The organism is Serratia sp. PAMC26656 (assembly GCF_016469055.2).
In the GTDB taxonomy this organism is placed as follows: domain Bacteria; phylum Pseudomonadota; class Gammaproteobacteria; order Enterobacterales; family Enterobacteriaceae; genus Serratia; species Serratia plymuthica.
Genome location: NZ_CP150486.1, coordinates 3,712,056 through 3,726,558, shown reverse-complemented (window position 1 = coordinate 3,726,558; position 14,503 = coordinate 3,712,056). Strand labels below are relative to the sequence as shown.

Here is a 14,503-nt window from a genome sequence, read left to right as displayed (position 1 = left end):
AAATGAAATTGAAAAATCTGCTTGCCGTTGCCCTGTTTTCTGCCGCCGTGGTGCATGCTCCTGTGGCTCTCTCTGCTGATGCCAGTGGAACCATTATCATCGGTTCCGCAGACTTCCCGGAAAGCCAACTGATTGCCACTATTTACGAGCAGGCGCTGGCCGCTAAAAACGTCAAAGTGGAAACCAAACTCAATATCGGCAGCCGTGAGGTTTACATGCCCGCGTTGCTCGACGGTTCCATCAACCTGATCCCTGAATACAGCGGTGCCACGCTGAGTTATCTCGACGAAAAAACACAGGCTCACTCTTCCGAAGATGTGGCCGCGGCGCTGGCCAAAGCGTTGCCGGAAAAAATCAAGATGCTGGATATTTCAGCCGCGCAGGACCGCGATGTACTGGCAGTAACGGAAAAAACCGCGAAGAAATACAACCTGAAAGACATCAGCGATCTGGCTCCGGTCGCCAAAACGCTGGTGCTGGGCGGCCCGGCAGAATGGAAAACCCGCCGTGAGGGCGTGAGAGGGTTGAGCGAAGTGTACGGATTGACCTTCAAAAACTTTAAGGTGCTTGATGTTGCCGGCCCGCTGACGCTGTCTGCGCTGACCAACAATCAGATCCAGGTGGCGGATATGACCTCAACCGATCCGGCCATTAAAACCAAAAATCTGGTGGCGCTGGAAGATTCCAAACACTTGTTCCCTGCGCAAAATATCGTGCCGTTGATTGCGAAAGACAAAGCCAGCGAAGTGGTCGAAACCACGCTCAAAGCCGTATCCGCACAGCTGACGACCAGCGATTTGATCGTGATGAACGGCAAACTGGCGAATTTCGAAAGCGTTGATGCGGTGGCGAAAGAATGGCTGACTCAACACGGTCTGAATAAATGAGGACGCCACCGGTCACCTTAGGCACGGCTGAAACGTCGATCCGCGACATCGTTGATATTGCTTACGGCGCACAGGTGTTGCTCTCACCGCCAGCGTTAGACTGCATGGAGATTGTGCACGAGAAAATCAGACAGGCGATAGCCGAAAATAAAGTGATTTATGGGTTGACCACCGGCGTGGGCGATCTGGTCACGCAGCGGTTATCGCCGGAACAAATCTCTGATGTGCAACTGAATATGCTGAAAAGTCATGCGTGCGGGGTGGGGCCAGAACTGGCACAGCATGAAGTGCGCGCGATGATGGCGGTGATGATTAAATCCCTGTTACAGGGTTTCAGCGGCGTCAGCCCGGCATTGGTGCTGACCATGGCGGATATGCTCAATAAGGGCGTGATCCCGTGGTCGCCCGGTAAGGGGTCGGTCGGGTATCTGATTGCCACGGCGCACATCGGACTGTCGGTGTTTGGCTACGGAAAATCGTTCTATCAGGGCGAGCTGTTGCCTGCCCGCGAAGCGCTGGAGCGGGCGGGTATTGCCCTGCGCATTCCCGGCCCGCGCGAAGGCCATGCGCTGGTCAGCGGCACCTACGAAATTACGGCGCTCGGGTGTCTGGCAGCGGAAGCTTTCCGGGAACTCATCCCGGTGGCGGACGCCGCCGGAGGCATGAGCCTGGAGGTGCTCAAAGGGAATACTCGTGGTTATGACGCCCGCTTGCATGCCCTGAGGCCGCATGACGGGCAGCAGGAAACCGCGCGGATTTTACGCTGCTTGCTGCGTGACAGCGAGATCCTGGACAGATACCGCGATTTCCGCGTTCAGGATGCCCTGAGCCTGCGCTGCATCCCGCAAATGCATGGCGCGGTGCGTGATGGGCTGAGTTATTGCCAGAAAACCCTGACCACCGAGGTCAATTCTGTCACTGACAATCCGGTGTTTATGGTTGAAGACGGGGAACTGAATGTGCTGCCGGGCGGCAACGGGCATGGCGCCCCGGTTGCGTTGTGTCTCGATGCGCTGGCGATCGCCATTGCCCAGCTCAGTACCGGTTCGCAGGCGCGTTCCGATCGGCTGACCAACAGTCATCTCAGCGGCTTACCGGCCTTTTTAGTGGCGGACGGTGGGGCGCATTCAGGAATGATGATCCCGCCTTACGCTGCGGCCGCGCTGGCAGGGGAAAACCGAGCCTTGGCGGCACCGGCCAGCGTGCATACCGTGTCCACCTGCGCCGGACAGGAAGATCACATTTCTATGGGCGTCACGGCGGCGCGTAATGCCATCGATGCCGTCGAAAATGCCATCGATATCGTGGCGATAGAAATATTGTGCGCCACGCAGGCGGTGGAGTTTCACCGGCCGTTGCGGGCGTCCACGGGCACCGAAAGGGTGCTTTCGTTGGTGCGTCAGCAGGTGGCGTTCAGGCAGCGCGATGAGGAAATGTATCCGGATATGCTGGCCATCCGGCTGTTGGTCAAACACGGGGATATTTACCGGGCGCTTGAACCGCTTATCTTTCCCGAACCCGCTCACGGAGGTTCGGCATGAGTACGCCAACCCATTCACGGCCACTGAAAGGGGCAAGGTGTTTGAACCTCTCCTGCGTGCGTAGAAGTCCTGGGTAGAATCGTGATGCTGGTGTTCTTGCTGGAGGAGTGTGCCACCTGATTCAAGATATTCGATAGCCGAACAGGTGGCTTCCGGCATGTCGCCAGGTGCAATCGCTATATATTTATCGAGTTATGCATGAGAGCCGCGCACGTTCGGCATCGGAATATTAAAAATGCGGACGAGAGATGATCAATAACCGGTTATTGCCGTATCCTGCATTCATCGTCCGCGACAGTTTTGCTGCATCCTGTGGATTGCTTTGAGCCAACTCGATAGGCACATGCGCAGTCAGGCGTCATCCCAGGGTGCCAGCCGCCACCGTTCAAGCAAGAAATCACTGAAGGCGGTGAGTCTGTGCGGTACAGGCTCTCTTCGCGCCCGGACGAGACTTATTTTCGATGCTACGCCCTCCCAGTCGGCCAGCACGCGTAGCAGATGGCCGCTGCGTAATTCCTCGTGAACGTCCCAGGTTTCACGCAGGGAAATGCCCAACCCGGCAAGGCACCATTCATGTAACACGTCGCCATTGTCGCTGCTTAGCGTGCCATCAATAACGATCGCTTCTTCAAGGCTATTTTTTTGTATCCGCCAGGTGTTTTGCAATAATCCTGGGTAGGCAAACACCAGGCAATTATGGTTTTTCAGCGCTTCGGGGCTTTGAGGGCTGCCATGTGCTTTGATATAGGCGGGGGACGCGACCAGGATACGGCGGTTATCGGCCACCCGGCGAGCAAGCAGCCTTGAGTCGGCCAATTCCCCCATGCGTATCGCCAGATCCAAATCACCGCTATACAGATCCTGAATTTGATCAGACAAGCGTAAATCAAACCCCACTCTGGGATGCAAACGGCTGAAGTCCGTGATCGCCGCCGCGACAAATTTCCGCCCGAAGGGCGCTGGGGCGGTCAGACGTATATTACCGGTCAGTTCCTGACTGCCGCCCCGAGCCAATTCTTTAACTTCATCAAGCACGGATAAGGCTACACGGGCCCTTTCCGCAATGGCGCGACCCTCGTCCGTAATGCGTAAGTTACGCGTATTCCTTTCAAACAGGGTGGTTCCAAGCGCGCCTTCCAGCCTCGCAATCTGTTTGCTGACAGCCTTCGGGGAAATTTGCAGGTCTCGTGCCGCAGCGGAAAAGCTATGGCGGTCGACCACATGCAAAAAGACGGCGAGATCGTCATTGCGCAATGGATTTGGCCTTTTTTGGAGAAAGTGTTTGTCGATTTTAGACACTTTGAAGTGCAAATCAAATCATCCAAGATGGACTTTGATGAGGTTAGCCCGGTCTGTATTGCTCAAGGTGATGGCCGGGGCCACGCGCATTTATTTCAAAGGAATCAAGAAATGACAAAACGCATTTTGTTCGTATTGACCCCTCATGACAGAAAAGGGCCGACAGAAGTAACGGATGCCGATGGGGGGAGAAATAAAGCATGAGTGAACGTACGCCTTTCGTTATTTACGTGTTTGCACTGTGTGCCTTCGCTTTGGGGTTCACCGAGTTCGTCACCATAGGTCTGGTGTCCAATATTTCTGAAGATCTTCATACCAGCGTCAGCCAGGTAGGGGCGGCGGTGACGGCCTATGCTTTGGGGGCGGTGATTGGCGCGCCGGGTTTGACTGCGCTTGCCACGCGTTGGCCAAGAAAGCGATTGTTACTGGTAGCGATGGCGTTGTTTACCCTGGGCAATGCCATTGTGAGCCTGTCGGATTCGCTGACGCCGATGCTGGTCGCTCGCTTCGCTTCAGGGTTGGGCCACGGCGTGTTTCTCGCCGTGGCCTCCAGCGTAGCGACGCAGTTGGTAGGGCGTGATCGTGCTGGTGCCGCTGTCGCTGTCGTTTTTGGCGGCCTGACGCTGGCTTTGGCCCTTGGGGTGCCTTTGGGGACTTATCTCGGCAGTCTTTTCAATTGGCCGGTGATTTTCATGGCTGTTGCCGTCAGCGGTGCTATTGGTTTTCTGGGCCTGCTGGTACTCATGCCGACTGACCACAATGATGCTTCAAATCAGGCCAACGCCCTGGACGGCCTTAAGGCGATGTTTAATCCGCGCCTCCTGGCCGGCGCCGGTATTACCGTATTGGCCTACGCCGGTTCGTTCGCTCTTTATACCTATATCTCGCCCATTTTGTTGCACGTCACTCAAGTCCATGAAAGCACCGGCAGTTTATTGATGCTCGGATACGGCGTGATGGCGGCAATCGGGAACGTTTGGGGCGGGCGGCTGACCGATCGTAAAGGTGCGGATTATGCGGTGATGATCATATTGGTTGGGCTGGCCGTGGTATTGCTTGCCATCGGGGCGTCAGCCGTATCGGTTGTGCTCATGGCGATACTTATCGGCTTGCTTGGCGCTTTGACCTACGCAGCGGTGCCTGCGCTTCAGGCTCGGGTGATAGGCTTGTCCCATGAGCATGCGCCACAGGCACCCGCAGTGGCGGCGGGCCTGAATATCGCCGGGTTTAACGGCGGTATTGCTTTAGGTTCTATTCTGGGAGGGATTGCTTTGGAAATCACGGGATTGGTGAGCACTGCATGGGTAGGGGCGTGCGTGGTAGTGTTGGGAATAGTTTGGATGCTGTTTCAAATGTTGGGGGTAAAAAGCAAAAGAGCCGTGGTGCGGTGACGTCGTCAGCAAAGGGAACGGCTTTTTTTGATGCTTAAAGAGGGCGCCTTGCTGGCGCCGATGGGGAAAGATTGAGGGGGCTCCACATGCATACCTTGTTCAGGTCGGAGTTTGTTTTCCGCTATGCGCTGGGGCGTTCAGAATATCGCGCACATTAACCAACGCATTACGTACCGCAGCACCCCCGGCATAAAACAACAATTGCAGGATGGCCTCAATAATTTGTTCACGACTGGCCCCGGCATTCAGTGCCGCCTGAGTATGCGCGCGCAGTTGCGGAACGGTATGGCCCAGGGTGACGCAGGACGCGACCACGACCAGCTCCCGCGTCATGGCGTCCAGGCCGGGTCGTGAAAGGATGCCGCCCATTGCCCATTCTATTGAAATATCTGTAAAGTCGGGGCATAGATCGGCCATATCTTGGCGTAATGCTTCCCCGGCACCATCACCATACAACTTGGTAAACAACGCTAAACCCCTTTCGCGCAACTCTGGATTCGTCACCATTTTCATTCTCCTGTCTGAGTGAGGTTTAATTAAAACTCGCTAACAGGAGTTGATAAACAGCGTTATAGTTTAATCTTTAACAAGAAAAACTTGGTAATTGTGAACAAACTGGAAAGCATGTCGGTGTTTGTGCGCGTGGTGGAACGCGGCAGTTTTAGTGCAGTTGCCGAAGAAATGCGACTGAGCGGCACTATGGTCGGGCTGCATATTAAAGCGCTGGAAAAACATCTCGGCGTTCGCCTGCTGAACCGAACGACGCGCAGGCAGAGCCTTACTGACTTCGGAAGTGCTTATTATCAGAGTTGTCGGCGCATTTTAGCCGATATTGAGGATACGGAGTCGGTCGCGTTGGCATTGCACCAGAGCCCACGAGGAAGGTTGAAGGTGGCTTGCCCCGTTTCATTTGGGGTACATGCACTGTCCCCGGTCACCGCACGGTTTCTCACCACCTGGCCTGAGATGACGTTGGATCTGGTGCTGAGTGACAAGACGATGGACATGGCGGAGGAGGGGATCGACGTCATGATTAAAGTGGGCGAACTGGAACATGTGAATTCGTTGGTCGCCCGCCGGCTGGCTGCGTATCGATCGGTCATCTGTGCCTCTCCCGCCTATCTGGAGCGCGCGGGTACGCCTGTTCACCCTGAAGAGTTGATCGAGCACCGCTGCCTGGGGTTTGCCCACCCACTGGCGGGCAGTGAATGGTCACTGCAGCAAGGCGGTAAACTGATCAAAGTGCCGGTCAATATCGTTATGGCGGTCAATAATGGCGAGGCCCTGCGCAGCGCAGCGTTAAATGGGCTGGGAATTTTAATGCAACCGGAGGTGTTGCTGGCCGAGGATTTGCGCCAGGGCAGGCTGATACCTCTGCTGCCGGAGTATCAACCCTTGGCGAGACAGGTGCATATTCTTACGTTTGCTGACCGCCAGCAGTTGCCGAAAATCCGTCTATATGTCGATTTTCTGCTGCAGCATTTTAAGGAGACACTCGTTCTTCACAAGGGGTAGCGCTTATCGCTGAAGAGTAACGTCCAATAATACTGAGCATGATTTTAACTATCAAATAAAGCGAGGTTTTTAAATTACAATTGACATATATTAAAATGAAATAATATAAACTTTATGGTTTTAATTTAAAAACATTAAAATAGCCATTCGTACACTCCGTTTTTCATTTGTTAATGAAAATGAAGAGCGATTTGACATTTAATTGTCAGGTGCTGAGTGAGTTCTTGCAGTTACGATAGAGATAGTTAATGTCGTTACATGACTTGCAGTGTTTTTTTAATGTGTGCATTACAAATAAATAGCGTGCTCTTAATCTACCTATCGATGGCCAAATTGGCGTAACTCGGATATCCGTCAGCTATGGCGGCATAAAAACTATTGCCCCACACTTTTCCATTGCCTCCTTTATCCGACTGTTTTACCAGAGGTCATGCAATTAATAGACGCGTCCTAATTTTAAATTATTATTATTTTACGTTATTTAATGAGCTTGGTAATTAATAATTTAAGTGTGGATTTGTTGATAAATAAAATAACTCTGATACGCTTCAGTGAAGCACGAGCTATAAACTCATGCCACTGCATAAATAAATGTACTTTTATTAAATGATGAAAAATAAAGGTGAATGCTATGAGGCAAGTACAGAAAATTACAGTAAATAATAAAGGTGGGTATGTGTTTAATTTCTCAGTTCAATGGCTGGGAAGTGACGGGAAATGGCATACCACTAGTTGGAACAGCGGCGATTATCCGGTGGCGCAGTCCAGAACGACTCCGCCGCTTAATGAAATTGGTGTCCCAAGTGATGCCTTGGCCGTAACGCCACATGGGCATGCTGTGCTCGGTAGTTCCGGTCAGGGAAATCCGTTTGTTTCCTTCGCTCCAAACGGTCAGATTGCGACGTATGATGCCGTTGGTACCACTATCATTGGGTTTGCTATCGTGTTGATTGAGTAATTTAGATAAAAACCTATACTAAAGGGAATTATCAGATTCGAAATGCTGATAAGTCCCTGGATATAGAATCGATTATTTTTCCGCTATGTTTTACAGAACACTTACACCTATGAATTCCGCAAGTCCGGCATTCCTGAGTGAATCGTCGTTATCTGCACAGAATGAGCAGATTAACTTTAATCAGAAAAGTGTTGGAGAGTAAACGATGGCTTATTATATAGACAAAAAATATCAGGTTATAGGAATGGGCAACAAGCCCTATGAAGTGAGGATTCAGATCCTTAAAAATACTTGGGATAAATGCGATTTAGATGTGCAAACTGGCGTGAATAACATTTTAGCATCGGAGCCTATTCCGCTGCTGAGTAGTTCCGGTAAAGGAAACGGTATTAAACAGGAGACAAAAGGGCTTGAATTTCATACCCAGACTCAAAAGCGACTACAGTTCCCGGGCGGGAATATTAGGACAGATACAACCTTCATCTTTGATAGCTATGGCAAGGGATGGGGGCACTAAAAAAGGTTCTTTCACATTAAGCGGCCAATGAGGGTACAAGCTCGTCGAACGCCTCCAGCTTTGCAAGGTTATTCAGTCAACATCCCTGATGACTAACAATCACATAATAATTTATTGAATTTTATTATGAAATTATGTGGTGAGCATTGTGTTAAATCAGGCCTGAGATCAGATTGTCGGCTAATAATCAGTATGTCGGAAGATCTCTAAAAGTGAATGGTGCGACTTACACGTGGGTAAAAACCGATTTAGCCGTGAAATTACAGGCAAGTTTGGCCGTGAAGGGTATGCGTTTGAGGTGTTCATTGCCGAGTTGGGAAGCGCGTTCCCTGTGGCGGATTTGGGCATTGTTGGAGAGGGACAGCATGAAAGTGATATTGATTCCTGGCTGAAAGCATTTAAAGAACGACAAAGGCTATATTTTCAACGTCGCCAGCGCGGCGTCAAAAGCGCATCGTTATTTGATGGATAAGAACCCAGTTTGAGATAGATCAAGTGACCTCAAAAGCAAAAAGCCCGCTTAAGTTTCCTTAAGCGGGCTTCTCTAATATGGCTCCTCTGACTGGACTCGAACCAGTGACATACGGATTAACAGTCCGCCGTTCTACCGACTGAACTACAGAGGAATCGTGTGAACGGGGCGAATAATAGCGGGGTGCCGTGGGTTTGTCAAAGCACTAAAGTGAGGAAAAAGCGCGTTTGCTGTCAGAATGAGCATGTTGCGTCGTTTTTCAGCACTCATCCCGCTCATTTGCGGGGGGGCATCAGAAAATTCCTGCCATTGTCCTTGCACCGGCGATTGCACGTTTATGGTGCGAGTGTGTGAAAGGGTATTCCCGACTGGCCAGAATGCCAAAAAAATTCCTCTGCGCGGTTAGCGCATAGGTCCCCGTTCAGCCCCCTGATGCCAGCGATCGCCCCCATTCTCCCACTGATATGTAGGATGAATAATCAGAAAATATGTATTGGCCGTCACAATGGCTGGATTTTTGCTTACCTAAATGCGGGTAATGCGACTGCGCTCTCGCGCAAATTATTTTCCCCGTCTACACATAAAGTGATTGCTCCGCGCCTTTGGGCGTTCTGCATACCCGTCATACTTGAAGCCACATCTGTGTTGGCTGTGAACGCTTGCCCCAGTCACTTACTTCAGTAAGCTCCTGGGGACTCATGTTCTTGCCGCCTTGATGCAGCTCCAATTATTTAGGGTATAAAAACAGTGCTGAGGAAAACAACAATGTCATCGAAATTCATTAAAAGTCCGCTCGCTGCTCTGCTTATCGGTTGTTTAGGTTCTGCTTTTTATGCTCAGGCCGATATCGTTATCGGCGTTGCCGGGCCGTTCTCCGGGCCGAATGCGACCTATGGCGATCAGTACTGGCGCGGTGCTTCGCAGGCGGCGGCGGATATCAACGCTGCCGGCGGGATCAAAGGGGAAAAAATCAAACTGGTGCAGGGCGACGACGCCTGCGAACCGAAACAGGCGGTGGCGGTCGCAAACCGCCTGGTCGATCAGGACAAGGTGTCGGCGGTGGTCGGCCACTTCTGCTCATCCTCCACCATGCCTGCCTCTGAGGTGTATGACGAGGCCGGCATCATCGCCATCACCCCTGGCTCCACCAACCCGCAAATTACCGAGCGCGGCATGGCCAACATGTTCCGCATGTGCGGCCGTGACGATCAGCAGGGGGTTATCGCCACCAACTACATGCTGAACACCCTGAAGGCCAAACGCATTGCGGTGATCCACGACAAAGACACCTACGGCCAGGGGCTGGCGGATGCCGCCAGGGCGGAGATGAACAAGCGCGGCGTGAAAGAGGTGCTGTATGAAGGGCTGTCGCGCGGTGAAAAAGACTTTAACGCGCTGGTGACCAAAATCGCTTCGGTCAAACCGGACGTGGTCTACTTCGGCGGCTGCCATCCGGAAGCCGGGCCGCTGGTGCGCCAGATGCGTGAGCAGGGCGTGACCGCCAAGTTCTTCTCCGGTGACTGTATAGTGACCGAAGAGCTGGTGACTGCTGCCGGCGGGCCGCAGTACACCAACGGCGTGCTGATGACCTTCGGCAACGATCCGCGCCAAATTCCGGAAGGCAAGGCGGTTATCGCCAAGTTCCGCGCCAGCGGTTTTGAGCCGGAAGGTTACACCCTCTATTCCTACGCTTCCATCCAGGCGATTGCCGCCGCCTTCAACGCGACCGGCGGCAAAGACAGCGCCAAGGCCAGCGAATGGCTGAAATCGCACGACGTGGATACCGTGATGGGCAAAAAGGCCTGGGATAAGAAAGGCGACCTGAAAGTATCGGACTACGTGGTCTATCAGTGGGACGACAAGGGTAAATACCACCAACTCTAATTTTCTCCTGCGTCTTTCAAGCGGCAGCGTTGTTGGCTGCACACGTTCACCCCAGTCACTTAGTGGGTCTAAGTTCCTGGGGACTCACGTGTTTGCCGCCTAGCTGCAACTTGAAATCCATTGGAGAAATACTGGTTACGGATCCGCGCATTGTGCGGATCCGTTCCGATACTTTCTTGGGCCGCGTCGGACTTCGTTTGCGGCCCCTCCAGGCGAGACTGCAAATTATGGATGTTTTCTTCCTGCAACAGCTGATTAACGGCCTGACGCTCGGTGCGGTTTATGGCCTGATCGCCATCGGCTACACCATGGTTTACGGCATTATCGGCATGATCAACTTCGCCCACGGCGAGGTGTATATGATCTCCGCCTATCTGTGCGCCATCGGGCTGGCGCTGCTGTCATTCTTCGGTTTGCACTCGTTTCCGCTGCTGATCCTCGGCACGCTGGTGTTTACTATCGTGATCACCGGTGTGTACGGTTGGGTGATCGAGCGCATCGCCTACAAACCGCTGCGCAATTCCACCCGCCTGGCGCCATTGATCTCCGCCATCGGCATGTCACTGATCCTGCAAAACTACGCGCAAATCAGCCAGGGGCCACGGCAACAAGGGATCCCGACGCTGCTGGATGGCGTGTTCCGCATCGGTTTTGACGGCGGGGTAATCCAGATTACCTACACCAAAGTGTTTATTCTGGTCGCGTCCCTGCTGGGTATGGCCATTCTTACCTACGTGATCCAGCACACCCGGCTGGGGCGCATCTGCCGCGCCACTCAGCAAGACCGCAAGATGGCGTCGATTCTCGGCATCAACACCGATCGGGTGATATCCCTGGTGTTCGTGATTGGCGCCGCGATGGCCGGGCTGGCGGGGGTGTTGATCACCATGAACTACGGCACCTTCGATTTCTACGTCGGCTTTATCATCGGCATCAAAGCCTTTACCGCTGCGGTGCTGGGCGGCATCGGCTCGTTGCCCGGCGCAATGTTGGGCGGCCTGCTGTTGGGCGTGGCGGAGGCGCAGTTCGCCGGTATGGTGAACTCGGATTACAAAGACGTTTTCTCCTTCGGGCTGCTGGTGGTGATCCTGATTTTCCGCCCTCAGGGCCTGCTCGGACGGCCAATGGTCGCTAAGGTTTGAGGGGTAAACTATGTCGCAAACAGTGGTTCACCAAGGGCTGAACGTGAAACGCAGCCTGCTGGACGCCGTGCTGGCCGGATTGATCGCCCTGATCGTGTTCGGGCCGATCGTCGGCATCGTACTGAACGGCTACAGTTTTAACTTTGAGCCGCGCCGGCTGGTGTGGATTATTGCCGCGGTGATGGCCGGGCGGCTGCTACTGAGCCTGTTCCTGCAAACGGCGCCGGGGCGCAAGGTACTGGCGCGGTTCGACGGCGGCAATGACGGGGTGTATGTCCGGCCGATAGGGGCCAAGACCAGCCTGCGCTGGATAATCCCGCTGATGGCGGTGATTGCGGTGTTGTTCCCGTTCGTCGCCACCAAATATCTGTTGACGGTGGCGATACTGGGGCTGATTTACGTGTTGCTTGGGCTGGGGCTGAACATCGTGGTTGGGCTGGCCGGGTTGCTGGATCTGGGCTACGTGGCGTTTTACGCCATCGGCGCCTACGGGCTGGCGCTGGGCTACCAGTATCTCGGGCTGGGGTTCTGGGCGATGCTGCCGCTGGGGGCGCTGATGGCGGCGCTGGCAGGGGCGTTGCTGGGGTTCCCGGTGTTGCGCATGCACGGCGATTATCTGGCGATCGTCACGCTGGGGTTCGGTGAAATCATCAGGCTGGTGCTGAATAACTGGATGTCGCTGACCGGCGGGCCGAACGGCGTTTCGGTGCCGGCCCCGACGCTTTTCGGCCTGGAATTTGGCCGGCGGGCGAAGGACGGCGGCGTGCCGATCCACGAATTCCTCGGTATTGCCTACAACCCCAACCTGAAGTTTATTTTTATCTATGCGGTGCTGTTCCTGGTGGTGCTGCTGGTGCTGTACATCAAACACCGGCTGACGCGGATGCCGATTGGCCGCGCCTGGGAGGCGTTGCGCGAGGATGAAATTGCCTGCCGTTCGCTTGGTCTGAACCACGTGCTGGTGAAGCTGTCGGCCTTTATGATGGGCGCTTCCACCGCCGGGCTGGCCGGGGTGTTTTTCGCCACCTACCAGGGGTTCGTCAATCCCACGTCGTTCACCTTCTTTGAGTCGGCGTTGATCCTGGCGATCGTGGTGCTGGGCGGCATGGGGTCGACCATCGGCGTGGTGCTGGCGGCGTTTGTGCTCACGGTGGCGCCGGAACTGCTGCGCAGCTTTGCCGAATACCGGGTGCTGCTGTTCGGTGTGCTGATGGTGGCGATGATGATCTGGCGGCCGCGCGGGCTGGTCCGTATCAGCCGCACCAGCTTTGCGCCGCGGAAGGGGGTGGCGCCATGAGCGACGCTATCCTGCGGGTTGAGCATCTGATGATGCATTTTGGCGGCATCAAGGCGCTGAACGACGTGAATCTGTCGGTTGAACGCGGTTCCATCACCGCATTGATTGGCCCTAACGGTGCCGGAAAAACCACGGTGTTCAACTGCCTGACCGGTTTCTACCGCGCCACCGGCGGGGCGATCCTGCTCAATACTCATAAGCGGCCGACCGACGTTATCCAGGTGTTGGGGCAGAAATTCCGCGCCGGCGACTGGGTTAACCCAAAGCGGCTCGGTTCGCGCGTCTACTATAAAATGTTCGGCGGCACCCATCTGGTTAATCGCGCCGGGCTGGCGCGCACCTTCCAGAATATCCGGCTGTTCCGCGAGATGTCGGTGGTGGAGAACCTGCTGGTGGCCCAGCACATGCTGAGCAACCGCAATTTGATCGCCGGCGTGCTCAATACACCCGGTTATCGCCGGGCGGAAAACGACGCGCTGAACCGCGCCTTCTACTGGCTGGAGGTGGTGGAGCTGACGGATTGCGCCAACCGGCTGGCGGGGGAGATGTCCTACGGCCAGCAGCGGCGGCTGGAGATCGCCCGCGCCATGTGCACCACGCCGGAGATGATTTGTCTCGACGAACCGGCCGCCGGCCTGAACCCGGTGGAGACGGCGACGCTGAGCCGCATTATCCGTTTTCTGCGCCAGCATCACGGCATTACGGTGCTGTTGATCGAACACGATATGGGCATGGTGATGGAGATCTCCGATCGGGTGATCGTGCTCGATCACGGCGACGTGATCGCCGAAGGCACGCCGAAAGAAATACAGCATAACGACACGGTGATCGCCGCTTACCTTGGCGCAGATGAAGAGGAGCTGGCGGGATGAGCAATGCGATGTTGGAGTTTCGCGACGTAGACGTGTTTTATGGCCCGATCCAGGCGTTGCAGCAGGTGTCGTTGCAGGTGAACGAAGGGGAAACGGTCGCGCTGATCGGTGCCAACGGCGCGGGGAAATCCACGCTACTGATGTCAATTTTCGGCCAGCCGCGCATCAGCGGCGGGCAGATCCTGTTTTGCGGCGAAGATATCAGCCGGCGCTCCACCCATTACGTTGCCAGCAGCGGCATCGCCCAGGCCCCCGAGGGGCGGCGTATTTTCCCGGATATGAGCGTGGAGGAAAACCTGCTGATGGGCACTATTACTGTCGGCAACCGTTATGTGGATGAAGATTTGCAACGCATGTTCGATCTGTTCCCGCGCCTGAAGGAGCGGCGCAACCAGCGTGCGATGACCATGTCCGGCGGTGAGCAGCAAATGTTGGCCATCGCCCGCGCGCTGATGAGCCGGCCGAAGCTGCTGCTGTTGGACGAGCCGAGCCTGGGCCTGGCGCCGATTATCGTCAAACAGATCTTCAGTATTCTGCGCGAGCTGACCCGTGGCGGCATGACGCTGTTTCTGGTGGAACAAAATGCCAACCATGCGCTGAAACTGTCCGATCGCGGCTATGTGATGGTCAACGGCCAAATTCGTCTGACCGGCAGCGGTGCGGAGTTGTTGAGCAATCAGGAGGTGAGGAAAGCCTATCTGGGCGGGATTTGAACCCTCAGGCCGGGG

General features: G+C 54.7%; 14 protein-coding genes, 1 tRNA gene and 1 pseudogene. 13 read left to right on the top strand and 3 right to left on the bottom strand.

The window, feature by feature from the left end; genetic code table 11:
* Positions 1-2: 2 nt before the first annotated feature.
* Both JEM67_RS18620 and JEM67_RS18615 read left to right on the top strand, forming a co-directional pair.
* Positions 3-887: an ABC transporter substrate-binding protein gene (locus tag JEM67_RS18620; protein WP_199636270.1), complete on the top strand. Its 885-nt coding sequence runs from the start codon at positions 3-5 to the stop codon at positions 885-887.
* Positions 884-2,428, top strand: coding sequence for an HAL/PAL/TAL family ammonia-lyase (locus JEM67_RS18615; RefSeq protein ID WP_199636271.1), 1,545 nt, complete (start codon positions 884-886; stop codon positions 2,426-2,428). The genes JEM67_RS18620 and JEM67_RS18615 overlap by 4 nt, the downstream gene beginning before the upstream one ends.
* A gap of 351 nt (positions 2,429-2,779) precedes the next feature.
* Here JEM67_RS18615 and JEM67_RS18610 read toward each other — a convergent pair whose 3' ends face one another.
* A complete protein-coding gene (locus JEM67_RS18610) occupies positions 2,780-3,682 on the bottom strand; it encodes a LysR family transcriptional regulator (protein ID WP_199636272.1) in 903 nt (300 codons plus the stop codon).
* On the opposite strand from JEM67_RS18610, the gene JEM67_RS18605 reads away from it, so the two are divergent.
* Positions 3,650-3,931: a hypothetical protein gene (locus JEM67_RS18605; protein WP_199636273.1), complete on the top strand. Its 282-nt coding sequence runs from the start codon at positions 3,650-3,652 to the stop codon at positions 3,929-3,931. The genes JEM67_RS18610 and JEM67_RS18605 overlap by 33 nt on opposite strands.
* Positions 3,928-5,118, top strand: a complete 1,191-nt coding sequence (locus JEM67_RS18600) for an MFS transporter (protein ID WP_199636274.1) — start codon at positions 3,928-3,930, stop codon at positions 5,116-5,118. Before JEM67_RS18605 ends, JEM67_RS18600 begins: the two co-directional genes overlap by 4 nt.
* A 99-nt stretch (positions 5,119-5,217) precedes the next feature.
* Here the strand turns inward: JEM67_RS18600 and JEM67_RS18595 are convergent, their stop codons facing one another.
* Positions 5,218-5,625 (bottom strand): carboxymuconolactone decarboxylase family protein, encoded by a 408-nt coding sequence (locus tag JEM67_RS18595; RefSeq protein ID WP_199636275.1) that lies wholly within the window; start codon positions 5,623-5,625, stop codon positions 5,218-5,220.
* A 99-nt stretch (positions 5,626-5,724) separates the two neighbouring features.
* On the opposite strand from JEM67_RS18595, the gene JEM67_RS18590 reads away from it, so the two are divergent.
* The 4 genes and pseudogenes from JEM67_RS18590 to JEM67_RS18575 all read left to right on the top strand — a co-directional run.
* Positions 5,725-6,633: a LysR family transcriptional regulator gene (locus JEM67_RS18590; protein WP_199636276.1), complete on the top strand. Its 909-nt coding sequence runs from the start codon at positions 5,725-5,727 to the stop codon at positions 6,631-6,633.
* A gap of 631 nt (positions 6,634-7,264) precedes the next feature.
* Complete coding sequence (locus tag JEM67_RS18585) at positions 7,265-7,591, top strand: hypothetical protein (protein ID WP_013813735.1); 327 nt, start codon at positions 7,265-7,267, stop codon at positions 7,589-7,591.
* Positions 7,592-7,796: 205 nt separating this feature from the next.
* On the top strand, positions 7,797-8,108 hold the full coding sequence (locus JEM67_RS18580) for a hypothetical protein (RefSeq protein ID WP_199636277.1): 312 nt from the start codon (positions 7,797-7,799) through the stop codon (positions 8,106-8,108).
* 235 nt (positions 8,109-8,343) lie between these two features.
* Positions 8,344-8,593, top strand: a pseudogene (locus JEM67_RS18575) (zincin-like metallopeptidase domain-containing protein); the annotation flags it as partial.
* 65 nt (positions 8,594-8,658) lie between these two features.
* Here JEM67_RS18575 and JEM67_RS18570 read toward each other — a convergent pair.
* Positions 8,659-8,734, bottom strand: a tRNA-Asn gene (locus JEM67_RS18570).
* Positions 8,735-9,345: 611 nt separating this feature from the next.
* Here JEM67_RS18570 and JEM67_RS18565 point away from each other — a divergent pair.
* From JEM67_RS18565 to JEM67_RS18545, 5 genes are all read left to right on the top strand, one after another.
* Complete coding sequence (locus tag JEM67_RS18565) at positions 9,346-10,464, top strand: branched-chain amino acid ABC transporter substrate-binding protein (protein ID WP_199636279.1); 1,119 nt, start codon at positions 9,346-9,348, stop codon at positions 10,462-10,464.
* 227 nt (positions 10,465-10,691) lie between these two features.
* On the top strand, positions 10,692-11,606 hold the full coding sequence (locus JEM67_RS18560; protein WP_004946913.1) for an ABC transporter permease subunit: 915 nt from the start codon (positions 10,692-10,694) through the stop codon (positions 11,604-11,606).
* Between the two features lie 10 nt (positions 11,607-11,616).
* Positions 11,617-12,903 carry a high-affinity branched-chain amino acid ABC transporter permease LivM gene (gene livM / locus JEM67_RS18555; RefSeq protein ID WP_199636280.1) on the top strand — a complete coding sequence of 429 codons (1,287 nt, stop codon included), beginning with the start codon at positions 11,617-11,619 and terminating at the stop codon, positions 12,901-12,903.
* On the top strand, positions 12,900-13,775 hold the full coding sequence (locus tag JEM67_RS18550) for an ABC transporter ATP-binding protein (protein ID WP_006319836.1): 876 nt from the start codon (positions 12,900-12,902) through the stop codon (positions 13,773-13,775). Before livM ends, JEM67_RS18550 begins: the two co-directional genes overlap by 4 nt.
* Entirely contained in the window at positions 13,772-14,488 is a 717-nt protein-coding gene (locus tag JEM67_RS18545) for an ABC transporter ATP-binding protein (protein WP_197912482.1), read from the top strand. Before JEM67_RS18550 ends, JEM67_RS18545 begins: the two co-directional genes overlap by 4 nt.
* Positions 14,489-14,503: the final 15 nt, after the last annotated feature.